At 68.2% G+C, this 23,208-nt stretch carries 15 protein-coding genes; 10 read left to right on the forward strand and 5 right to left on the reverse strand.

All coding sequences use genetic code 11. The features are described from left to right. Positions 1-109 precede the first annotated feature (109 nt). From ACSFA7_RS23470 to ACSFA7_RS23485, 4 genes are all read left to right on the forward strand, one after another. Positions 110-328: a hypothetical protein gene (locus tag ACSFA7_RS23470; RefSeq protein WP_257863372.1), complete on the forward strand. Its 219-nt coding sequence runs from the start codon at positions 110-112 to the stop codon at positions 326-328. Continuing rightward, complete coding sequence (locus ACSFA7_RS23475; RefSeq protein ID WP_435501575.1) at positions 325-8,520, forward strand: glycoside hydrolase family 94 protein; 8,196 nt, start codon at positions 325-327, stop codon at positions 8,518-8,520. Before ACSFA7_RS23470 ends, ACSFA7_RS23475 begins: the two co-directional genes overlap by 4 nt. A gap of 30 nt (positions 8,521-8,550) precedes the next feature. Then, entirely contained in the window at positions 8,551-9,087 is a 537-nt protein-coding gene (locus ACSFA7_RS23480) for a hypothetical protein (RefSeq protein ID WP_435501576.1), read from the forward strand. A 197-nt stretch (positions 9,088-9,284) separates the two neighbouring features. Continuing rightward, on the forward strand, positions 9,285-10,526 hold the full coding sequence (locus ACSFA7_RS23485) for an MFS transporter (protein WP_435501577.1): 1,242 nt from the start codon (positions 9,285-9,287) through the stop codon (positions 10,524-10,526). Here the strand turns inward: ACSFA7_RS23485 and ACSFA7_RS23490 are convergent. Next, positions 10,510-11,448 (reverse strand): LysR family transcriptional regulator, encoded by a 939-nt coding sequence (locus ACSFA7_RS23490; protein ID WP_435501578.1) that lies wholly within the window; start codon positions 11,446-11,448, stop codon positions 10,510-10,512. The two genes, ACSFA7_RS23485 and ACSFA7_RS23490, sit on opposite strands and share 17 nt — an antisense overlap. A gap of 118 nt (positions 11,449-11,566) precedes the next feature. On the opposite strand from ACSFA7_RS23490, the gene ACSFA7_RS23495 reads away from it, so the two are divergent. Both ACSFA7_RS23495 and ACSFA7_RS23500 read left to right on the forward strand, forming a co-directional pair. Beyond that, entirely contained in the window at positions 11,567-12,031 is a 465-nt protein-coding gene (locus ACSFA7_RS23495; protein WP_435501804.1) for a GNAT family N-acetyltransferase, read from the forward strand. Between the two features lie 255 nt (positions 12,032-12,286). Further along, entirely contained in the window at positions 12,287-14,686 is a 2,400-nt protein-coding gene (locus ACSFA7_RS23500) for an alpha/beta hydrolase (RefSeq protein ID WP_435501579.1), read from the forward strand. Between the two features lie 51 nt (positions 14,687-14,737). Here ACSFA7_RS23500 and ACSFA7_RS23505 read toward each other — a convergent pair whose 3' ends face one another. Further along, on the reverse strand, positions 14,738-15,139 hold the full coding sequence (locus ACSFA7_RS23505; protein ID WP_435501580.1) for a tautomerase family protein: 402 nt from the start codon (positions 15,137-15,139) through the stop codon (positions 14,738-14,740). A 98-nt stretch (positions 15,140-15,237) separates the two neighbouring features. Between ACSFA7_RS23505 and ACSFA7_RS23510 the strand changes: the two genes are divergently transcribed. Continuing rightward, the gene (locus tag ACSFA7_RS23510; RefSeq protein WP_435501581.1) at positions 15,238-15,720 is read left to right on the forward strand and encodes a winged helix-turn-helix transcriptional regulator; all 483 of its coding nucleotides are present in this window, start codon (positions 15,238-15,240) and stop codon (positions 15,718-15,720) included. Between the two features lie 6 nt (positions 15,721-15,726). On the opposite strand, the gene ACSFA7_RS23515 is transcribed toward ACSFA7_RS23510, so the two are convergent. From ACSFA7_RS23515 to ACSFA7_RS23525, 3 genes are read right to left on the reverse strand one after another with little or no spacing between them, the layout of a single operon-like run. Then, positions 15,727-17,010, reverse strand: a complete 1,284-nt coding sequence (locus ACSFA7_RS23515) for an AI-2E family transporter (RefSeq protein ID WP_435501582.1) — start codon at positions 17,008-17,010, stop codon at positions 15,727-15,729. Further along, complete coding sequence (locus ACSFA7_RS23520) at positions 17,007-17,753, reverse strand: LytR/AlgR family response regulator transcription factor (RefSeq protein WP_435501583.1); 747 nt, start codon at positions 17,751-17,753, stop codon at positions 17,007-17,009. Before ACSFA7_RS23520 ends, ACSFA7_RS23515 begins: the two co-directional genes overlap by 4 nt. Beyond that, positions 17,750-18,826 carry a sensor histidine kinase gene (locus tag ACSFA7_RS23525; protein ID WP_435501805.1) on the reverse strand — a complete coding sequence of 359 codons (1,077 nt, stop codon included), beginning with the start codon at positions 18,824-18,826 and terminating at the stop codon, positions 17,750-17,752. The genes ACSFA7_RS23520 and ACSFA7_RS23525 overlap by 4 nt, the downstream gene beginning before the upstream one ends. A gap of 58 nt (positions 18,827-18,884) precedes the next feature. On the opposite strand from ACSFA7_RS23525, the gene argH reads away from it, so the two are divergent. From argH to ACSFA7_RS23540, 3 genes are all read left to right on the forward strand, one after another. After that, positions 18,885-20,282, forward strand: a complete 1,398-nt coding sequence (argH, locus tag ACSFA7_RS23530) for an argininosuccinate lyase (RefSeq protein ID WP_354358138.1) — start codon at positions 18,885-18,887, stop codon at positions 20,280-20,282. A gap of 36 nt (positions 20,283-20,318) precedes the next feature. Next, positions 20,319-21,797 (forward strand): rhomboid family intramembrane serine protease, encoded by a 1,479-nt coding sequence (locus ACSFA7_RS23535; protein WP_435501584.1) that lies wholly within the window; start codon positions 20,319-20,321, stop codon positions 21,795-21,797. Between the two features lie 183 nt (positions 21,798-21,980). Continuing rightward, entirely contained in the window at positions 21,981-23,204 is a 1,224-nt protein-coding gene (locus ACSFA7_RS23540; protein WP_435501585.1) for an efflux RND transporter periplasmic adaptor subunit, read from the forward strand. Positions 23,205-23,208 lie beyond the last annotated feature (4 nt).

Consider the following 23,208-nt stretch of genomic DNA (forward strand, 5'->3'; position numbering starts at 1 on the left):
AGGCGCCAATCAGGCACCCGTAAGGTCATTTAAAAGGGTACGGTCGGGCACGTTCACAGTTCTCGCAATCGCGCGGCAGCTCGAAGTCGTTTCACAGGAGCCCGTTGCAATGTCCGTCCCGCAGTCCCTCACCCATTCGCAAGTCGATTTCGTCAACGACGATTTCGAAGCCCTGGCTTCCCACATGCGCCATTGCGCGCGCGCCCACGGCCGATGGTTCTCGGTGCGAAGCCACATGCAACGTGTGCGCGCACTCGCTGCGGGCCGCATCGTCACGATGGCCTGCATGGCCGCGGTCCTCGTCATCGGTCTCTTCGCGATCGCTTGAGCGCCGCAGCCGTCGCCGACCGCCTCCAGGGGCTCAGTCACTACGCCCGGACCCTGCTTCTGGGTCCGCATGACCCCGTAGCCCCTCCGATCCGCGCCGAACTCTTCGGTGCTCAACGCTTCGAACAGCACGGCCACAGCCTCGCGCGCGCGCAGGTGGTGGAAGAAGACCGCCGTCGCGCGCGCGAGGGCGCACCTTTCTTTCCGCGCGTGGACGAGAACCTGGAATCGCTGCGCGCAGCCTTCGACTACATCGCACGGATCTCGCAGAGCGGGCGCTATGTGTCGCCGGCCGCCGAATGGCTGCTCGACAACTTCCACCTGGTCGAGGCGCAGCTCCAGCAGATCCACGATGGCGTGCCGCGCAGCTACTACGCGCGCCTGCCCAAGCTGGCCACGCCGCCGCTCGCGGGCCTGCCGCGCGTGTACGGCATTGCGTGGGCGTACGTGGCGCACACCGACAGCGTGCTCAACAAGACGCTGTTCACCGCTTTTCTCAACGCGTACCAGGACATCGACGAGCTCACGCTCGGAGAGCTCTGGGCGTTGCCCACCACGTTGCGCGTGGTGCTGCTCGAAAACCTGCGCCGCGTGGCCGAGAGCATTGCCGAGAACAAGGTCGCGCGCGAGATCGCGCATGCCGCCTGGGATGCGGCACCACATCTCTCCGCGCAGGACCTCGACGTGCTCTACCGCGCGCTGCAGAGCCACGGCCTGCAGGACAACTACCTCACGCAGCTCTGGCAGCGCCTGCCCGTGGAGCACGGCGAGAACATGCCCGCGCTCGTGCGCTGGACCGAACAGCACTGCCCCAACGGCCCGGCGCTGATCAACGACGCGCAGAACGCGCAGGCGGCCGCCAACCTCACGGTCGGCAACATCATCACCACGCTGCGCATGATCGGCCAGGTCGAGTGGAGCGACCTGATCGAGCCGGTGAGCCGGTCGCTGCGCGTGCTGCGCGAACTGCCGAGCTTTGCGAGCGAAAGCGAACTCACACGCCAGCAGATCACGCATGCGATGGAGCGCGTGGCGCGCGACACCGAACAGCCCGAGCGCGAAGTGGCCGAGGCCGTCGTGCGCATGGCCGCGAGCGCGCCGGCCGACGACGCGGCCGCGGAGACCGACCGTGCAGACGGCACCGCGGGCTACTACCTGTTCGGCCAGGGCCGGCCAGCGCTGATGGCCGCGCTGCAGTCCGACGGGCAGGCGGGCCGCAATGGCCGTGCAGTCCATGGCCGTCCGACGGGGAGCCATCGCAGCTGGCGCCTGCCCGTGTACCTGTCGGCAGTCGCCGTGGGCACCGCATTGCTGCTGTTCGCCGTGGCGCATGGCCTGCCGCACCGCGGCGACTGGACCACCGTGGTCGCGCTCGTGCTGCTCGCATGGCCGCTCTCCGAGGCGCTGATCGCGCTCGCGCAGCGGATCATGGCGGAGTCGGTGCGCGTGCAGGCGCTACCGCGCCTGGACTTCGCGGCCGGCATTCCCGAGCGGCACCGTGCGCTCGTCGTCATTCCCACTTTGCTGACCTCGACCGCGAACAATGTGCAGCTCGCCCACCGGCTCGAGCTGCACTGGCTCGCGAATCGCGAGCAGCACGCGCAGTTCGCGCTGCTGACCGACTGGGCCGACGCCCCGCAGGCCTCGCTGCCCGAAGATGCACCGCTGCTGGACGATGCCATCCAGCGCATCGCCGCGCTCAACGCTAAATACCCCGTGGCCGACGGCGCGACGCCGCGCTTCCTCGTGCTGCACCGCCCGCGCACCTGGAGCGACACCGAAGAACGCTGGATGGGCTGGGAGCGCAAGCGCGGCAAGCTCGAGATGCTGGTGCGCCTGCTCGCGACCGGCGATGCCGGCGGCTTCCTGCCGCTGGCGCCGGGCCAGCAACTGGCCACGGGCCGCACGCCCTACGTGCTGACGCTCGACAGCGACACGGGCCTGCCGCCCGGCGCGTTGCGCGACCTGGTGTCGATTGCCGCGCATCCGCTCAACGCACCCGAGGTCGATGCAGAAACCCGTCGCGTCGTCGCGGGCTTCGGCATCCTGCAGCCGCGCATCGTCACGCCGTTCCCGATGCGCAACGAGCGCTCCCCTTTCCACTGGATGTTCGCCGGCCAGTGCGGGCTCGACCCCTACGGCAGCGGCGCCTCCGACATCTACCAGGATGTGTTCGGCAGCGGCTCCTTCACCGGCAAGGGCCTGCTGAACGTGCGCGCGGTGCACGCCACGCTGGACGGCCGCCTGCCCGACAGCGCGGTGCTGAGCCACGACCTGCTCGAAGGCACGGTCGCGCGCTGCGCGATGGTGAGCGACGTGGTGCTGATCGAAGACCATCCGCATCACGCCGGCGTGGCCGCCTCGCGCGTGCACCGCTGGGTGCGCGGCGACTGGCAACTTCTGCCGTTGATGTGGCGCGCCCGGCGCTTCGGCATCGACGCGCTGGGCCTCTGGAAGATGGGCGACAACCTGCGCCGCTCGCAGGTGGTGCCCGCCTCTTTCGCGCTGCTGGTGCTGGTGATCTTCACGCAGGCCATGCCGCTCGGCTGGGCGCTGGCGGCCGTCGGCTCGGCGCTCACGCTCGGGCCGCTGCTCGGCGCGCTGGCCGGGCTGGTGCCGACGCGGCGCGCCATCGAGCTGCGCCACTTCTTCGATGTGGGTGCCGTCGAATTGCTGCGCGCCATGTCCGGCGCGGCCTGGCAGTTCGTGCAGCTCGCGGCGCAGACGCGGTTGCTGCTCGACGCGGCCTTGCTCGCGACGTGGCGATTGGTTGTGAGCCGCAAGCACCTGTTGCAGTGGACCACCGCTGCGCAGGCGCAGGCGCAGTCGAGCCAGCAGTTGCTGCCGTTCCTGCGCGGTGGTGCCCTCAGCAGCGTGGTCTGCCTTGCCCTCGCAGTGGCAGCGCACTGGAGCGCATACCCGGTGATCGGTCCGCTGCTGTTCGTCATCTGGGCGCTCGCGCCTGTCCTTGCGTGGTGGAGCAGCCGCGTCGATGCCGAGGTGCCCGATCCGCTGAGCACCGAGCAGCGCAGCTACCTCGAGACACTCGCGCACGACACCTGGCTGTTCTTCGAGCATGTGGTCGGCCCCGACGACAACCACCTGCCGCCCGACAACCTGCAGCTGGAGCCGCAGCCCACCATCGCCCATCGCACCTCGCCGACCAACATCGGCATGTACCTGCTGGCGGCGTGCTGCGCGCGCGAGTTTCGCTGGATCGACACGGCGGCACTGCTCGCCCGCATCGCCGCCACGCTCGATACCGTCGACCGCATGCAGAAGCACCAGGGCCACCTCTTCAACTGGTACGACACGCAGACGCTCAAGCCGCTGCCGCCGGACTACGTCTCCAGCGTGGACAGCGGCAACTTCGCAGGCCATCTCGTGGCGGTGGCGCAGGCCTGCCGCACCTTTTCCGCGGAGGGCTGCGAGACCCACGAAGCACCCGCACTCGAAGCGCTCGCGCAGCGCTGCGACGCGCTGCATGCCGGCATGGATTTCAGCGGTCTCTACGACGCCAAGCGCCACCTGTTCCACATCGGCCTGCGCGTCGAGGAGAACGTGCTCGACGCGAGCTACTACGACCTGCTGGCCTCCGAGTCGCGCCTGCTGAGCTTCCTGGCGATCGCCAAGGGCGATGTGCCGCGCCGCCACTGGATGGCACTGGGCCGGCCGTTTCTGCTGGTGGGCTTCGAACCCAGCCTGAAATCATGGTCGGGCTCGATGTTCGAGTACCTGATGCCCGCGCTCGTGATGTCCGAGCCCGAAGACGGCCTGCTGCAGGTGGCCAACACCGCGGCCATCGCCGAGCAGCAGGCCTTCGGCCGCGCGCAGAACCTGCCGTGGGGCGTTTCGGAATCGGCCTACTTCGCGCAGGACCACTCGCTCGCCTACCAGTACTCCCCCTTCGGCGTGCCGCGCCTGGCGCTGCGCCGCACGCCGCCCACCGACCGCGTGGTGGCGCCCTATGCGAGCGCGATGGCCGCGTTGCTGGCGCCGGCGGCGGCGGTGAGCAATCTCGAACGGCTCGAATCGCTCGGCGCGCGCGGCGAGTTCGGCTTTCACGACGCGGTCGACTTCACCACCTCGCGCCAGGCCGAAGGCCAGGACTTCACCGTGGTGCGCAACTTCATGGCGCACCACCAGGGCATGTCGCTGGTGGCGCTGTGCAACGTGCTGTGCGCCGACGGGCCGCGCCGCTGGTTCGGCAGTGCCGCGCTGGTGCAGGCGCACGAGTCGCTGCTGCACGAACGCACGCCGCGGCAGATCATCGGCAGCGCCGATCCGCGCACGCCGCCCGAGCCCAGCCAGACCGAGCTGGCGCCGCTGTTCCAGCCGCGCCTGGTCGATCCGATGGCGGCCGGCTTCCAGCCCACGCACCTGCTGTCGAACGGCCGCTACACGGTGGCACTGCGCGCCAATGGCGCAGGCGTGAGCCGCTGGCGCTCGTTCAACGTGACGCGCTGGCGCGACGACCCGCTGCGCGACAGCCACGGCACCTTCTTCTACATCCGCGACGAAGGGCAGCGCGAGCTCACCTCGCTCACCGCCCTGCCCGCGCCCGGCGCCGACTGGCTCTACCGCACCCGCTTTCTCGCCGACCAGGTGCAGTTCGATGCCGCCGGCCCCGGCCTGCAGGTGCGCACCACGGTGCTCATCAGCCCCGAGGACGACACCGAGCTGCGCAACATCACGCTGCACAACTCGGGCGACGAGACGCGCACGCTCGAACTCATCTCGTACTTCGAGCCGGTACTCTCGAACCCCAAGGCCGACGAGGCGCATCCGGCCTTCGCCAACCTGTTCGTCGAATCGCGCTGGGAACCCGCGTGGCGCGCACTGCTGCTGTCGCGCAAGCCCCGCCTGCACGGTGACCCGGTGGTGGCGGCCGCGCATTTCGTCGCCTCGGTCGATGCGCATGTGCTCTCCATCGACTGCATGACCGACCGGCGCGCCTTCATCGGCCGCAACCGCTCGCTCGCGAGCCCCGCGCTCGACCCGCAGCCGCTGCACGTCAACGGCACACCGGTGAACGGTCTGGACCCGATCGCGTGCCTGCGCGTGCGCCTGTCGATCGCACCGGGCGCCACAGCGCGCCTGAGCTTCGCGACCGCCGCCGACGAGAGCATCGAGGCGTTGATGCCCAGCATCGACCGCTACCTGCAGCCGATGCACGTGGAGCGCGCCACGCGCATGGCCGCCACGCTGGCGCAGGTGCGGCTGCGCGACCTGAGCATCGCGCCCGCGCAGAACCTTGCGCTGCAGGACCTCACGACCATCCTCACCTACACCACGCCCCGCGTGATGAAGGACCGCGGGCTCATCGACCTCAGGCAGATCTGGCGCTTCGGCATCTCGGGCGACAAGCCCATCGTGCTGGTCTACATCCATTCGATGAACGGCATGGGGCTCATCAACACGCTGCTGCGCGCGCAGCCGTGGTGGGGCTTCGGCGGCGTGGCCTGCGACCTGGTGGTGCTCAACAGCGAGCCCAACTCCTACCTGATGCCGCTGCAGCGAGAGATCGAGACCCTGCGCACCCGTGTGCAGCAACAGACCCAGAACAGCTTTCCGCGCAACGACACGGCCGGCTTCTACCTGCTGCGCGATCACGAAGTGGCGCCCTCGGAGAAGGCTGCGCTCTCCAGCCTCGCGCGCGTGGTGTTCACGGCCGACGGGCGCGCCCTCGAGGTACAGGTGGCCGCGTTGCACGAAGCGCGCAGCCCGACGATTGCCGACGACAGCAGCGCGCCGGTGCCGCAGCGCACACCACTGCTGATGCGCTCCGCCGCGGCCCAATCTGCGCAGCCCGCGACGACGCCAATGTCCTCGCCCGCCGGCCGCTTCGATGCGGAGAGCGGCGAGTTCCGCTTCGACGTCGACATGGACAACCGCACGCCGCGCCCCTGGGTCAACGTGATCGCCAACGCGAACTTCGGCTTCCAGGTGTCCGAGTGGGGCACCGGCTTCACCTGGGCCGGCAACAGCCGCATGCACCAGGTCACGCCGTGGTCGAACGACCCGGTGCAGGACCCGGCCTTCGAGCACTACCTGCTGCAGGACCTGGCCACGCGCGAGCTGCTGCCACTCACGCCGGCCGGACAGGGTGCCAGCGGTTCCGAAGCCGTGCGCCACCGCGTGCGGCATGGGCAGGGCTACACGGTCTTCGAATGCCGGCTGCGCAACCTGACACTCAAGACCACCTTCTTCGCGGATCGCGACGATGCCGTCAAGCTGGTGCAGGTGCGCGTGCACAACGAGGGCTCGAACCAGCGGCGCCTGCGCGCGCTCGGCATGGTCGAGTGGCAGATGGGAGCGGCGCGCGGCGAGCGGCGCACGGTGCACTGCTGGAAGCCGGAAGACCAGCCCGCGGTGTTCGGCCAGCAGCGCGAATCGGGCGGCGGCTTCGGCGGCAGCACGGCCTTCCTGCTGCTCGCCGGTTTGTCCGGGGCCACGCAATGGACCTGCGACCGCAACGAGTTCTTCGCGGGCCACGGCATCGTCGAGGTGCCCGAGACGCTCGCGCGGCGCGCGGGCAGCGGGCTCGATGCCTGCGCGGCCATCGGCGGCGAGTTCGTCGTCGGTGCCGGCGAGACGGCTACCTTCACTTTCGTGCTGGGCCATGCCGACAACGCCGACGCGGCACTCGAACTCGCCCGCCGCTGGCGGCAACGCGACGTGTCCGAGGCGCTCGCGCAGGTGCGCGGCTTCTGGGACGAGCTCCTCGGCCGCCTTGCGGTGCGCACGCCCGATCCGTTGTTCGATGCGATGGTCAACCGCTGGCTCATCTACCAGACGCTCGCCTGCCGGCTCTGGTCGAAGGCCGGCTTCTACCAGGCGGGCGGCGCCTTCGGTTTTCGCGACCAGTTGCAGGACGCGATGGCCTTCGCGCTCACCGATCCGGCGCGGCTGCGCGAGCAGATCCTCGTCAACGCCGCGCGCCAGTTCCCCGAGGGCGACGTGCAGCACTGGTGGCACATGCCCGGCGGCGCCGGCGTGCGCACGCATTTCTCGGACGACCTGCTGTGGCTGCCGTTCGCAACGGCGCACTATGTCGAGGTGACCGGCGATGCATCGCTGCTCGACCAGGTGGTCGGCTTCATCGAAGGCCCGGCGATTCCCGATGGCGCCGAAGACGCCTACTACGCGCCGCAGAACAACGGCCGCACGGCCACCGTGTTCGACCACGGCGCGCGCGCCATCGACCGGAGCCTCAAGACCGGCGTGCACGGCCTGCCGCTGATGGGCACGGGCGACTGGAACGACGGCATGAACCGCGTGGGCAACGAAGGCCGCGGCGAATCGGTGTGGCTCGCATGGTTCCTCTGCAGCGTGGTCGAGCACTACGCGCCGATCGCCGAAGCGCGCGGCGAACACGAGCGCGCGGCACGCTGGACCGAGGCGCGCCGCGGCTGGATCGCCGCGCTGCACGACGCCGGATGGGACGGCGCATGGTTCCGCCGTGCCTTTTTCGACAACGGTGCGCCGCTGGGCTCATCGACCAACGACGAATGCCGCATCGACCTGATCGCACAGGCGTGGTCGGTGCTCTCGGGCGCATCGGACGAGGCGCACACCGGCCCTGCGATGGCCGCCATCAAGAAGCACCTGCACGACGAGCCGGCCGGCCTGCTGCGTCTGTTGACGCCGCCCTTCGCGCACTCGACCAACAACCCCGGCTACATCCAGGCCTACCCGCCGGGCGTGCGAGAGAACGGCGGGCAGTACTCGCACGGCGCGGTATGGGCGCTGATGGCGCAGGCCCTGCAGGGCGACCATGAGGCGGCGTGGCAGAGCTTCGAGGGGCTGAGCCCGGCGCACCGCGCGGCGAATCCGGAGCGCGGGCCGGCCTACGAGCTGGAGCCCTACGTGATGGCGGGCGACATCTACGGCGCCGCGCCGTATGTCGGACGCGGTGGCTGGAGCTGGTACACCGGTTCGGCCGCGTGGCTGCATCGCGCCTCCGTCGAAACGCTGCTGGGGCTGAGCGTGAAGGGCAGGCAGCTTTCGCTGACGCCGCACGTGCCCGCGCACTGGCCGGGCTTCGAGATCGCATTGCGGCTCGGCGAGCGCAGCCTCACCCTGCAGTGGGGCGCGCCCGAGGTCGCCGCGACGCCCACGCACCATGTGGCGGTGGGCGAGTGGATCGACTGGCAGGCGCTGCCGGCGGATGCGGTGCTGCGGGTGGGTTAAGGTCCGCGGGCCCATTCACCCGCACATCCAATGACCAAGATCCAGTTCCGCCGCAAGCTCATCGTCATCATCCTGCTGTGCGTGGCGGTCACGGGCGCGGTGGTGCGGCACTACGCGGAGCGCGGCACCACCACGCGCGACATCGCCACGCTGCTGATGGTGCTGTGGGTGCCGATCATCGGCAACGTGATCGCGTGGCTCATCGGCAAGCTGCCGCGGCGCGCGCCCCGGCCCGTGCAGGCCGAGCCCGCGAGCTTCGATGCACGGGGCGCGTTCACGCCGCATCGGCGGGTCGCGCTCACGCTGCGGCCGGCGGCACTGCCGGTGCACGACGTGCCGCTGGGCGCCGGGGAATACCGTGGCGCGCTGGTGATCGACAAGGAAGGCTTCTCGGCCCGATGGATCGTGCCGCAGGGCGAGGCGCTGGCGCGCGGCGAGCCGCACACGATCGACATCGAATTCCTCTCGCCGGACCTGGCCCTGCCGCGCTTTGCACCGGATGCGGAATTTCGCGTGCTGGTCGACGACCTGTTCGTGGCCGACGGCCGGGTGCTGCAACCCGCCTAGCACCATCGGGTGGCGATAGCCACCACCGAGGCGGCAATCGCGCGCCCGACAGCAAAAAAGGGGCGATTGTTCGCTGAAGGGAAACTGACTACTGCCGCGAGCCCCCTTTGTCGCGCGGCAGTCAGCTTCCACACTCCCTGGACTCCCGCAACAAGCATCGGCACGCGCTTCGCCGATGCACTCCAGGACCCCTCTCCATGATGAATGCACCCAGCAGCACCCCCTGCATCGACGACCTGTCGCCGCCGCCCGGGCTGGTCAAGACAACCCGTTCCGCCTGGCTCGCGGTCAGCTCCATCGCCGTCGGCACCTTTGCCATGGTCTCCACCGAGTTCATGCCCATCGGCCTGCTCACCGACATCGCGCGCGGCCTGAACGTCTCCGACGGCACGGCCGGTCTCATGATCACGATGCCCGGCGTGCTCGCCGCCTTCGCCGGGCCGGCGCTGATCGTCGCGTCCGGCAAGCTCGACCGGCGCACCGTGCTGATCGCGCTCACCACCCTGCTGATCGCCTCGAACCTGCTCGCGGCCTTTGCGCCGAACTTCGCCACCATGCTCGTCGCGCGCCTGCTGCTCGGCCTGTGCGTGGGCGGCTTCTGGACCTTTGCGCCGGCCGCCGCCACGCAGTTGGTGCCCGACGCTTCGAAGGCGCGCGCCATGTCGCTGGTGCTGGCCGGCGTGTCGGCCGCCACGGTGCTCGGCGTGCCGGCGGGTTCGTTCCTCGGCACGCTGTTCGGCTGGCGCGCTTCGTTCGCGGTGACCGGCGCGCTCGCCGCGGTGGTTCTGCTGGTGCAGCTCTGGCTGCTGCCCGCGATTCCGCCGGCGCGCGCCATCGGCGCACGCGACCTCCTCACGCCGCTCACGCGCCGCATGGCGCAGGTCGGCCTGCTCGCGGTGCTGTTCTTCATTGCCGGCCACTTCGCGGCCTACACCTACCTGAAGCCGCTGCTGCAGCAGGTGTTCGGCCTGGAGCCCAACGCGGTGTCGACGCTGCTGCTGGTGTACGGCGCGGTCGGCTTCATCGGCACTTTTGTCGGCGGTAGCCTGGTGGCGCGCAGCGTGCGCGGCACCACCTTGCTGGCAGCGCTGATGCTCGCGACGGCGCTGCTGCTGTCCACGATGATCGGCAGCGGCTTCGTGCCCGGTGCTGTGGTGGTCTTCATCTGGGGCGTGGCCTTTGGCCTGATCCCGGTGGCGCTCACCGGCTGGATGATGGAAGCCGTGCCCGATGCACCCGAAGCCGGCCAGGCGCTGCTCGTGAGCGGCTTCCAGGTGGCAATCGCCTCGGGCGCGCTGATCGGTGGCCTCACGGTCGACAACTTCGGCATCTCCAGCGCGATGGTGCTCAGCGGCGTGCTGGTGCTGATCGCCGCGCTGATCGTCGGCACGCTCGGCCGGGCGCGCGGCGGTCCGGTGCTGGCTACCTTGCCCGAGTAACCGCCCCCGCCTTCCTGCCCGCCGCCGCGATCGCATCGAGCACCACGCGCAGGGCCTTGCTGACCGGCTTGTCCCGCCGGATGACGACAGCCAGCGTGCGATGCATGCGCGGCGCGAGGCGGCTGATCTTCAGGTCGGGGTGGGCGCCGCGGCCCATCATCGCCATGCGCGGCACGATGCCGTAGCCCAGCCCCGCAGCCACCATCTCCTTCATCGCCTCGACGCTGCCCAGCTCCATCACGGGCTGCGGCTGCAAGCCTTCCGAGGCGAACCAGCGGTCGACCAGCCTGCGCGTGTTGGCCGCGGGCTCGAACAGCACCAGCGGCAAGGCGCCCAGGTCGCCCGGCGTGACCCGCGCCTTCAGTGGTGCGAGGTCGCTGCGGCCGATGGCGACGAACTCGTCGTCGAGCACCGGTGTCACGCTCAACGAACGGCCGGCGGCGGGCAGCGTGACCAGTGCGAGGTCGATGCTGTTCTCCTCGACCTTGCGCACATGGTCCTCGGTGTTGCCGGTGCTCACCACGATGCCGAGTGCGGGAAACTCCTCGCGCAAGTTGCGCAACACGGCCGGCAGGAAATGCAGGCACGCCGTGGCGCCGGTGCCCAGGCGCACCCGGCCTGTGACGCCGCTCGCGTGGTCGGCCAGGGCGTCGATGGCGTTGTCCACCGCGGTCTCGATGTGTTGTGCATGGCGCAGCAACTCCATGCCGGCCGGCGTGGCCCTCGCGCGCTTGCCGACCCGTTCGATCAACCGCACCGCGAGCCTGCGCTCCAGCTGGCGCACCTGCAGGCTGATGGCCGGCTGCGTGAGGCCGAGCCGGTCGGCCGCGGCCGAGAAGCTGCCGGTTTCGATCACCAGCGCGAAGGACTTGAGCTGGTCGAGGTTCAGTGTCTTGTCCAAAGTATTTGTTATTCTTTGCATATGTCAGCAAAGCTTCTCTTATCGATGGTGGAACGTCAAGATTCAGGGCATGCGTTCACAAACCCTCTTGTCCCACGCTTCCACCGCCATTGAAATCCTCGATGCCGGGCCGCACCACATGGCCTCGGTGCAAGCCATCTACAGCCACTACGTGCAGCACGACTTGTGCTCCTTCGAGGAAGAAGTGCCCAGCGTCGAAGAGATGCAGGCGCGCCGCACCGAGGTGCTGCGGCGCGGCCTTCCCTACCTGGTCGCGCTGAAGAACGGCGAGGTGGTCGGCTATGCCTACGCGAGCCCCTACCGCGCCCGCTCGGCCTACCGCCACACGGTGGAAGACTCGATCTACGTCGCGCACGGCATGCACGGCCACGGCATCGGCAAGGCGCTGCTACAAGCGGTGATAGCGCGCTGCACCGAGAGCGGCTTCATGCAGATGGTGGCGGTGGTGGGCAACAGCGCGAACGCCGGCTCGCAGGGCCTGCACGAGCGGCTGGGATTCACGCAGGTGGGCGTGCTGCGCGATGTCGGGTTCAAGTTCGGGCGGTGGGTGGATACGGTGTTGATGCAGCGCGCCTTGCGCTGAGCCCAGTCATTACATATGCATGGCCAGTGCGCAAACACGCGCGCCGCGTCACGCGCCCCGCGAACGACAAACAGCGACCGAGGCACAGGACTTGCTTTTGTCGTCCGTCTTTTACGGGGGATGCGTAATGCAACGCGTTGGCGATAACGCCAGTCGTTGGAAATGCGCGTGCTTGCGAATCAGACACTTGTTGGAGTGAGCTGTTCGCCAAGCGCCAGTCACTCCTGTCTTGCAATGGATCAGGGAGAGATTGAAATGAAAAATGAACGTGCAAAGCACGTGCTGAAAGGGTGCGCCTTTCTTTTTGCCTTCGCGCTGTTGAGTGGATGTGGCGGAGGTGATGGAGGAGGTGCGATGTCGTTCACACCGACACCATCCACAGCGCCGCCCTCCAGTACGACGGCGCCTTCCGACCCCGCCCCCACGGCGCCAGTGACCGTGATGCCGCAGCCGGAAGACCCATCCGTCATCACACGGTTCTCGTCCACGGTGCCATTCGGCGAGAAGGGCAGCTTCGTGAGCTCGGGGCAGATCGTCTATGGCTTCGGCACCACGGCGGTTTCCGACGCGCGGTACAAGGACGTGATCTATACCGTGCCGGTGCGCGGCACGGTGAGGTATCCGACCGGTGAGGCCGGGACGGCCGGTATGTCCAAGGTCAAGCTGTCATCCACGGGAGGGTATCCGGTGGTGGTGTTCCTGCACGGCATGCACGACTCCTCCGAACTCAACAATGCCAAGGGCTATGACTACCTGCAGAAGAGTCTGGCCGAGAACGGCTATGTGGCAGTCTCCATCGACGCGGGGAAAATCAACGGTTGGAGCCAAGGCAAAACTGCGTCCGACGCGGGGGCGCTTGCGCGCGGGCAATTGCTCATGACAACGCTCGATCTGTTGCGTGCCGGCAATGCCACGGGCGTCTTCAACGGCGTCGAACTGGCGGGGCTCAAGGGAAAACTGGACCTCGACCGGGTGGGTATCCTCGGGCACTCACGTGGTGCGGAAGCGGTGGCGTATGCGGTGGAACTGAACAAACAGCGCATCGGCATCAGCTACCAGGACGTCGAGGCGGCGCGCGAACTTCGCACGGCTCTCGCTCTTGCAAAGACCGAACAGGCACAAGCCCAAACGCGCGTCGATGGCGCCACCGCTGCCGATGCTGCAGCCAGCGCAAAGCTCAGCAAGGCGAAGGCAGCACTGGCTGCTGCGCAGGCGCTGTCACCCCCCGCGCCTTCGTCTTTGATCGATTTCATGACGCAGGAAGCGCAACAACTGCAAATTCAAGCGCTGGATGCGCAGGCAAAACTCCGTGCGGAAAAGGCTGCACTGGACACAACAAAGATCAAGGTCAGGGACGCGAGCGCGATCCGCTTGAGAAGCATCAATGCGGACAGTACGAAATGGCTGGCGCAGACGACGTCTCCGGACGCCCTGCTTCAGTCCGGCATCGTGCTTCCTTCCAGCAGCGAAGCGCCCCACAAGCTCCGCGCGGTCTTCTCGCTGGCGCCGATCAACGCGAAGCAACTGTCGCGCGTGACCCATGTGCCGTTTGCGACCTTGCTGCCCACCTGCGATGGTGACGTCTCCAATCTGGCGGGCGCACAGATCTTCGACGACAGCCGCTATACGGCCGAGGATGAAAGCGCCCCCAAATTCCAGATCGCCGTAAGGGGGGCCAATCACAATTTCTACAACAGCTATTGGTCCGAGTCCGACGACGCGGCATGGACCACTCCTCCCGATTGCAAGAACCCCACGATGATCGAGACGCTGCGACTGACGCCTCCCGATCAACGGCGCAACGGCGCTTTCTTGATGGAGTCGTTCATGCGCTACTTCGTCGGCGACGAAGCTCAGTTCGCACCGTATTGGAAAGGGCAAGCCCCCATCCCGACGATGGCCTGCCCGGGTGGCGAAACCAGCTGCGACGAGCGCGTGGTATTGACGATCCATCAACCAGCGGCCCAGCGCAAGCTGCTTCAGGATTTCCGCAGCGCCGACAGCATCGCGAAAAATCCGAGTGGACTGTTGACCGTCCTCGAAAACTTCGAACAGACCGTGCAATGCCAGTTCCTGGGGATCAGTGAATGGGCTGCACCCGCCAGAAACGCTGCGTGCACGGATCCTGTGACAAAGCTTTCTGTCGCTTCTCTGTTCACGGAAGGCGAAAACTACGACCCCAGGTACACCGACCCAAAGGCCTTGCTGATCTGGTCGGTCACCGACCAAGCCCAACTGCAGTGGGACAAGCCTGGCTCTGCCATGACCGTCAACACCGGCGACCTTTCGGCCAAGGGCTTCGACACCCTCAGCTTCAGGGTGGCCGTCGTGGCCCCTATCGGGCAGGAGGTCGAGGTCACTGTCGTCGATACGACGGACCGCAAGGTGGCGATCAAAGGCAGCGATTTCAGCGATGCGCTCTATGGCATCGCGCGCAAGCGCAATGGCACGATCCCGCTGGTCGATGCACCCGAGGACGCGATCTACGCGAACACGGCGACCACCCGGCCGCTGCTGAACATGGTGGCGATCCCGCTCAAGGCGTTTGCACTGCATGGTGTGGACCTCGAACACATCAAGCAAGTAGCATTCAGGTTCCCCAAAGCTTCCGGCAGCGTCGCAATCAATGACGTTCAGCTGCAGCGAATGGACTGACGCCGCAGCACCATCGAGCCCGGGGCCCGAAGCACCTGGGCTCGAAGTCGGTCACGTTTTCAGGTGCGTTTCATCCTCCGACCATTCCGGGCTGTAGCCGCCCAGCGTCGGGTGGTACATCTCGTCGCCCGAATGCTGGGTGAATTCGACGTTGAGCCGGTCCTCGCGCAGGCCCAGCACGTCGATGCAATCGCGGCACAGGGCCTTCGCGACTTCGAGCCGCAACTCGGCGGAACGGCCGCGCCGGATGTCGCACATGAGCACCGACACCTCGGTCGGCTCGCCGTCCACCATGCGCCAAACGCCGCCCTCGCCCACCTCGCGGATCGCGACGCTGATGCGGCGGATGTCCACGCTCATCAGGTGCGCATAGGTTTCGCAGAGCTTGCGCGCGAGGCGCTTCTTGTCGGCCACTTCATGGCGGCCGTTCACATCGAGCTGGAGGTAGGGCATGCCGGGCACCTTACGGACAATCGATTCCCATCAGTTGCGGTGCAGGCATTCAGGTTTTTATTTGCCACCGGAAGGCCAACCCCGGTCTAATACAGGCCATGGCCAAGAGACGAAGCCTCAAATCAGACACCTGCCCGATGGCGCGCTCGCTCGACATCGTCGGCGACCAGTGGTCGCTGCTCATCATCCGCGACGCGTTCGACGGCATGAAGCGCTTCGGCGAATTCCAGCAGAGCCTGGGCGTGGCGAAGAACATCCTCGCGGACCGGCTGAAAAATCTTGTGCAGGAGGGCGTGCTCGCGCTGGTGCCCGCCTCCGACGGCACGATGTACCAGGAGTACGTTCTCACGCCCAAGGGCAACGGCCTCTTCCCCGTGGTGGTGGGCCTGCGGCACTGGGGCGAGCAGCATCTCTACGGCAAGGGCGAGGCCCACTCGGTGCTGCTCGAGCGCGACAGCGGCAAGCCGGTGCGCAAGCTCGACCTGCGCACGCACGACGGCAAGCCGCTCGATGCGGCCGGCACGTTCGTGAAGAAGCTCCCGGCGAAAAAAGCGGCGCGCAGCAAGGCACCACCGGGCTGAACGCCCCTACTCGCCCAGCAGCTCGCCGATCGGCTGCAGGTCTTCCACCCGGTCGCAGATCGACTTGATCACCATCGTGATCGGAATGCCCAGCAGCAGTCCCCAGATGCCCCAGAGCCAGCCCCAGAAGATCACGCCCACGAACACGGCCACCGGGTTCATGCGGCTGGTGCGGCTGGTGAGCCAGGGCATCAGCAGGTTGCCGATGACCGTGTGGATGGCCAGCGACACGCCGCCCACCAGGATGCCCATCTGCAGACTGTTGAACTGCAAAAAGGCCACCAGCCCCGCGGCCACCAGCACGATCACCGAGCCGATGTAGGGAATGAGGTTGGTCACGGCCGCGATGATTCCCCAGACGGCCGCGTTCTCCACCCCGATGACCCAGAACGCAAGCCCGGTCGTCACACCCACCACCACGCTCACCAGGATCTGCACCAGCAGGTAGCGTTCGATGTTGCGGGTGATGTCGTCCAGCACATGCACCGTGACCTTCTTCTTCTGCAGGCTCGATCCGGTGATCTTGATGAGCTTGCGGCGGAAGGTGTCGCCCGAGCACAGCGCGAAGTAGGTAAGGAAAGCCACCAGCGTGAGTTGCCCGAGGGCGCTCAACAGACCGACCGTGCCGCTGAGCAGGTAGTCGCGCACGTTGAAGCCGGGCCGCTCGATGATGACGCGGGCCACGCCGCGCCGCGAAGCGACGCGCGCGGAGTTCTCCTCGGCCGCCTTCTCCAGTTGCGCGGCCGCCTGCTGCACGGACTCGAGCGGCGTGGCGCTCGCGCCCTTGTCGCGGCGCATGGCCTGCCCCAGCTTCTGCGCGGCGATCGGCAGCGAATCGACCAGTTGCGATGCATTGGCCGAGAGCGAATAGCCCGTCCAGCCGATGCCGCCGAACAGGCCCACGAGGATGAGCGCGGCGCCGATCCAGCGCGGCAGGTGCCAGCGATGCAGCATCTCGACCAGCGGCGACAGCGCGTAGGTCAGCAAGAGGCTCAGCATCAGCGGAATGAACACCGCCTGGCCCCACTGCAGCGCGAAGACGCTGGCCAGCACGGCGAGCACCACCAGCGAGGCGCTGCGCACGTCGACCGGCATGTGCAGCAGCAGGCGCCTGCGCTGGGCTGCGGTGGGCTCCGCGGCGGGCTCCTCGGGTGCGGATGCGGTCGCAGGGGCGGCAGGAGAAGGCGTCTCCGAAGCTTCGACGGCCGGGGGCGGGGGCGCCGGCTCGGGCTGTAGCGCCTCCGCAGTCGGGGGTTTATCTGGCGTGGGAGGCTTGTGTTCGTCGGTCATCGCGTTTCCTTGAGCACCTCGCGCACGGCGGCGAGCTGTCGCCGCGACACCGCGACGGGTTCGGGAATCGCATCGAGCCTGAGGGCCCAGCCTTCGGCGTCTTCGCCGTCGTCGTATTTCTCTAGCGCGCGGATGGCCGAGCGGGCCACCAGCGCATTGCGGTGCACCCGCAGGAAGCGGTTCGGATAGCGCTCCTCGAACTCGTTGAGCGAGCCATCGAGGATGTGGCTGCGCGTGGCGGTGCGCACGGTGAGGTACTTGTATTCGGACTTCAGGTACAGCACCTCGGACAGCGGCACCCGCTCGGCGCGGCCGCGGTCCTGGATCAGCACGGTCTCGGGCACCGCCTCGGCCTGCAGCGCGCGGCGCTCCTTCAGGAAGCGCTCGGCTTTCAGCAGCGCCTGCTGCAGCCGCTCGGCGCGCACCGGCTTGGTCAGGTAGTCGACCGCGTCGAGCTCGAAGGCAGTGACCGCGTGCGTCGCATGCGCCGTGACGAACACCACGGCCGGCGCATCGGGGTTGCTGCGCAGCGCGCGCGCCACCTCGATGCCGTCGACGCCGGGCATGTGCACGTCGAGCAGCACCAGGTCGAGGTCCATCGTGGCCAGGTGCTGCTGCGCCTCCGCGCCCTGCGAGGCCTCGGCCACCACTTCGGCGGCGGGCGTGGTGCAGTCGCGCAGCAGGGTGCGCATGCGGGAACGCGCCAGGGCTTCGTCGTCGACGATCAGGGTCTTGAGGGTCATGATGATTCGGCGGGGATCGCGATGCGTACCCGGTAGTTTTTCTGGTCCATGCCGGCGCTGAACTGCATCTGCATGTCGTGGAGCAGGCGCAGCCGGTCGCGCACGTTGGCCAACGCAATGCCGTGGCCTCGCGGCAGCGGCTCGTCGGCCCAGCGCAACGGCGGCAGGCTGTTGACCACCTCGATCACCACCATGCTGCCGCGCCGCTCGGTGCGGATGCGCAGCTTGGCGCCCTCGGGGCTGGGCTCCACGCCGTGCTTGATGGCGTTCTCGACCAGCGGCTGCAGCAGGAGCGGCGGCAGTCGCGCGTTGCTGGCAGCGGCGTCGAGATCCCAGCGGATGCGCAACCGCTCGCCGAAGCGCACCTGCTCGATCGCCAGGTAACGCTCGGCGAGCGCGATCTCATCGGCCAGCGTGCCCGATTCGCCCGGGTCGGCCAGCGCCTGACGGAACAGCTCGGCCAGGTCTTCGAGCATGGTCTCGGCCTTGGCGGGCTCCTCGCGCACGAGGGCGATGGCGCTGTTGAGCGTGTTGAAGAGAAAGTGGGGGCGGATGCGCGATTGCAGTTCCTCGAGCCGGGCCGTGGTCGCGGCGGGCGTCTGGCCGCGCGCGCGCAGGGCCATCGCAGTCATGACCAGACCTGCGAAGAGCGCGCCGGCCAGGCCGCTGGCCAGCCACGGCGCATTGGCCAGCACGCCCGTCAGGCGCAAGAGGCCGCAGCCATAGAGCGATGCGAGCGCACCGAGCAGGGCGCCGGCCGCGTACTGCCACTGGCGCGGCAACCGCCGCAACTGCTTCTTGAGCCCGCAGGCCGTCACCAGCCACAACAGGGTCGCCGGCAAGGCGCCGCCGGTGACGGTGGCGGTCTGCACCAGCCATTCGCCGGGCGTGGAGACCACGAAGAGCGCGGCAATGGCCACCACCACCTCGACGAACACCACAGTGCGCAGCACCACCCCGATCTGGCACGCATCGAACAGCGAGGGCCCGCCGCGCAGGGGCGCACGAGCCCTCTCCGACGGCGTCGGGGGCGTGGAGCCAGAGGTGGCCGATAAAATCGCCGGGTTGCGCATCGCAGACATCACAGTTACATCGGGTGACCAACCCATTATTGCCTCCTGGACGGCTCCCATGACCCAAAACCAACTCGACAAGAAATCCGAAGCCTGGTCGGCCCTTTTCTCCGAACCGATGAGCGACCTGGTGAAGCGCTACACCTCCAGCGTCTTCTTCGACAAGCGCCTCTGGCAGGCCGACATCGAGGGCTCCCTCGCCCATGCCGGCATGCTCGCCGCCCAGGGCATCATTCAAAAGCAGGACCACGCCGAAATCGAACGTGGGATGGCGCAGATTCGCAGCGAGATCGAATCGGGCGCCTTCGAGTGGAAACTCGACCTGGAAGACGTGCACCTGAACATCGAGGCGCGCTTGACCCAGCTCGTGGGCGATGCCGGCAAGCGCCTGCACACCGGCCGCAGCCGCAACGACCAGGTGGCCACCGACGTGCGCCTGTGGCTGCGCGGCGAGATCGACCTCATCGGCGACCTGCTCACGGAGCTGCAGAAGGCGCTGGTGGACATTGCCGAGAAGAACGTCGAGGTGATCCTCCCTGGCTTCACCCACCTGCAGGTGGCCCAGCCGGTGAGCTTCGGCCATCACATGCTGGCGTACGTGGAAATGTTCAGCCGCGATGCCGAGCGCATGGGCGAAGTGCGCCGCCGCGTCAACCGCCTGCCGCTGGGCGCCGCAGCCCTCGCCGGCACCAGCTACCCGCTCGACCGGGAACTGGTCGCCAGGACGCTGAACATGGACGGCGTCTGCCAGAACAGCCTGGACGCCGTGAGCGACCGCGACTTCGCGATCGAGTTCACCGCCGCGGCCAGCCTGTGCATGGTGCACATCAGCCGCATGAGCGAAGAGCTGATCCTGTGGATGAGCCAGAACTTCGGCTTCATCCAGATCGCCGACCGCTTCACCACGGGCTCGTCGATCATGCCGCAGAAGAAGAACCCCGACGTGCCCGAGCTGGCCCGTGGCAAGACCGGCCGCGTGGTCGGCCACCTGATGGCGCTCATCACGCTCATGAAGGGCCAGCCGCTGGCCTACAACAAGGACAACCAGGAAGACAAGGAGCCGCTGTTCGACACCGTCGACACGCTCAAGGACACCCTGCGCATCTTTGCCGAGATGATCGGCGGCATCACCGTGAAGCCGGAGGCGATGGAAGCCGCGGCGCTGCGCGGCTACGCCACCGCCACGGACCTGGCCGACTACCTCGTGAAGAAGGGCCTGCCGTTCCGCGACGCGCACGAAACCGTCGCGCACGCCGTGAAGGCCGCCACCTCGCACAAGGTCGACCTGGCCGAGCTGCCGCTGGCCGTGCTGCAGCAGTTCAACCCGAACATCGAGAAGGACGTGTACGACGTGCTGAGCCTGCGCGGTTCGCTGAACGCACGCAACATCCTCGGCGGCACCGCGCCTGCGCAGGTGAAGGCGCAGATCGCGCGCCACCGCAAGCGGCTCGGCTGATCGCGGCACCGCAGCAGCAGCAACCGGCCCCCCACCGTGTTCTACGCCATCCCGCTCGAGAACAAGCCGAGCTGGCGCAACCCGCCGTGGCTGACGGTGCTACTGATCCTCGTGAACATGATCGTGTGGTGGGGACCGCAGACCAGCGAGGAGAACGGCCGCGAGCGCGCCGCCCGCTACTACGCCAAGAGCGTGCTGCCCGAGCTGGAACTGCCGCCGTTCGTGGAGTGGCTGAAGAAGACCGACGCGAAGCGCGGCAAGCTGGGCGAACGCATGTTGAAGGCCGAGGTCTACGACCAGTTGATCCAGGCCATGGAACAGGACAGGGCCTTCCAGAAGAAGCTGAAGGCCGAAGAGATCATCACACCCGCCCACCCGCAGTACGCCGAGTGGAAGCGCGACCGCCAGCAGTACGAGTCGATGCTGCCCGCCCCCTTCACCGAGCGCTGGGCGCAGGACTACGGCAAGGACGCCGGGTTCAGCAAGCCCTGGACCCTCATCACCTCCGCCTTCCTGCACGGCAGCACCGGCCACCTGCTGGGCAACATGCTGTTCCTCTTCCTGTTTGGCGCCTCGGTCGAGCTGGCGCTGGGCCGCAGCACCTACCTCAGCTTCTACCTGCTGGGCTGCGTGGGCGCCTCGGCGCTGGCCGCCTGGGCCTATGCGGGCAAGGGATCCTTCGGGCTGGGCGCCTCGGGCGGGGTCTCGGCGCTGATGGGCATGTACGCGGTGATGTACCGGCTGCGGCGCATCCGCTTTTTCTACCAGCTGTTCTTCTATTTCAACTACGTCAGCGCGCCGGCCCTGCTGCTGCTGCCGGCCTGGATCGTCAACGAGCTGATGCAGCACTGGCTCGCCGACGAGGGCGTCGCCTACATGGCCCACCTGGGCGGCCTGCTCACGGGCGCCGCGCTGATGGGCGGCGCCATGCTGCTGGGCCGCGTGAAGACGCCCGAGACGGTGAAGTCGGAAATGGTGAACGACGACGACCGCTTCGATGCGCACGTGGCCGCCGCCCGCCGGCTGGGCGCCGCGATGAAGTTCGAGCAGGCCGCCGCCGAGTGGCGCGCCGCAGCCGCCCTGCGCCCCGGCGACACCGACACGCTGCGCGCCTGGTTCAACACCGCGCGCCTCCAGCCCGCGAGCGAAGACTTCCACCAGGCCGCGCGCCGCATCTTCCGCCTGCCCGCCACCGACCCCGAGACGATCGCCCTGCAGCACGCGAGCTACCGCACCTACCTGGACCAGGCCAGGCCCGGCCTGCGCCTGAAGCCCGACGACATGGCGCGGCTCGCACGTCGGTTCGCACGCATCCGCGAGTTCGGCGATGCCGACATGCTGTGCCGCATCCTGCTGAAGACGGCGCCCGACCATCCGCAGCTGGCGGACACGCTCTCGGTGTGCGCCAACGGCCTCTTGCACGCGGGCGAGCGCGAGAAGGCGATCGGCCTCCTGCCGCACCTGCTGCGGCTCGCGCCCAACGACATGGTCACACGCGCCCTGCAGCGCGCCTGAAACCACGCCGTCCCCTGGGGCTGTCATGCCCCTGTAGACCGGCGCGGCCACCATATGGCGTTGCAGGCACTGCAATTGCTGCGTCTCGCGTGTAAAGCCGGCCCTTGCGCCCGCGCCTCATTGAACTTGGGGCTGCCCGCCCGCTCCATCCGGGGCTTTTTTCTTACTTCCGTTGCCTGATTCATGCCTGACCACACCTCCTCCCGCTTTGCTCTGCTCTTGACCGCCCTGGCCATCGCCGCGCTCGCAGGGTGTTCACGCACCAGCGTGGAGACGCCCACCGCATCCAAGGCAGCCGCCGCACCGGAAAAGGAAGTCGGCGTCGTCACGCTCAAGCATGAAACCCTCGCCCTGAGCACCGAGCTCCCTGGCCGCACCGCCGCGCCGGTGATCGCCGAGATCCGCCCGCAGGTCGGCGGCATCCTGAAGGAACGGCTCTTTACAGAAGGCTCGCAGGTCAAGGCCGGACAGGTGCTCTACCAGCTCGACCCGGCCTCGCTGCAGGCGGCCCATGCGAGCGCACAAGCCAGCGTGCGCAAGGCCGAGTCCGCCCTGGCCACGGCCCGCACGGTGGCGAAGCGCAACGCCGAGCTGGTGAAGATCGATGCCATCAGCCGCCAGGTGTTCGACGAATCGCAGGCCGCCGAGCAGCAGGCCGAAGCCGACCTCGGCGTGGCCCGCGCGGCCGAGCAGACCGCGCGCATCCAGCTGGGCTACACGCGCATCACCTCGCCGATCACCGGCTGGGCCGAACTCTCGACCGTGACCCCGGGCGCGCTGGTCACCGCCAACCAGGCGGCGGCCATGACCACCGTGCAGCAGCTCGACCCGATCCACGTGCATGTCACGCAATCGAGCAGCGAACTGCTGCGCCTGAAGCGCGAACTGGCCAGCGGCCGGCTGCAGCGCGCGAGCGGCGCCGAGGCGAGCATCCAGCTGCTGCTGGAGGACGGCAGCAAGTACCCGCATGCCGGGCGCCTGACCTTCAGCGGCGTCACGGTCGATGCCGGCACCGGCAGCGTCACGCTGCGCGCGGTGGTGCCCAACCCCGACCGGCTGCTGATGCCCGGCATGTACGTGCGCGCGGTGCTGCAGGAAGGCGTGAACCAGGCCGCGCTGCTGGTGCCGCAGCAGGCCGTCACGCGCTCGCCGGACGGCAGCGCCTCGGCGCTGGTGATCGACACCGAGAACAAGGTGGCGAAGCGGCCGATCAGCGTGGGCCGCGCGGTCGGCACGCAGTGGCAGGTGATCGACGGCCTGGCCGCGGGCGACCGCGTGATGATGGAAGGCTCGCAGCGCGTGAAGGTCGGCGACAAGGTGCGCGTGGTCGACCTCGGCGCGAAGCCGGTGACAAGCCCCGTGGCGGCTGCAACGCCCGACGCCGCCTCCGCCACCGTCGCGCGCTGAGGCC

This window comes from Variovorax trehalosi (assembly GCF_051216415.1).
In the GTDB taxonomy this organism is placed as follows: Bacteria; Pseudomonadota; Gammaproteobacteria; order Burkholderiales; family Burkholderiaceae_C; genus Variovorax.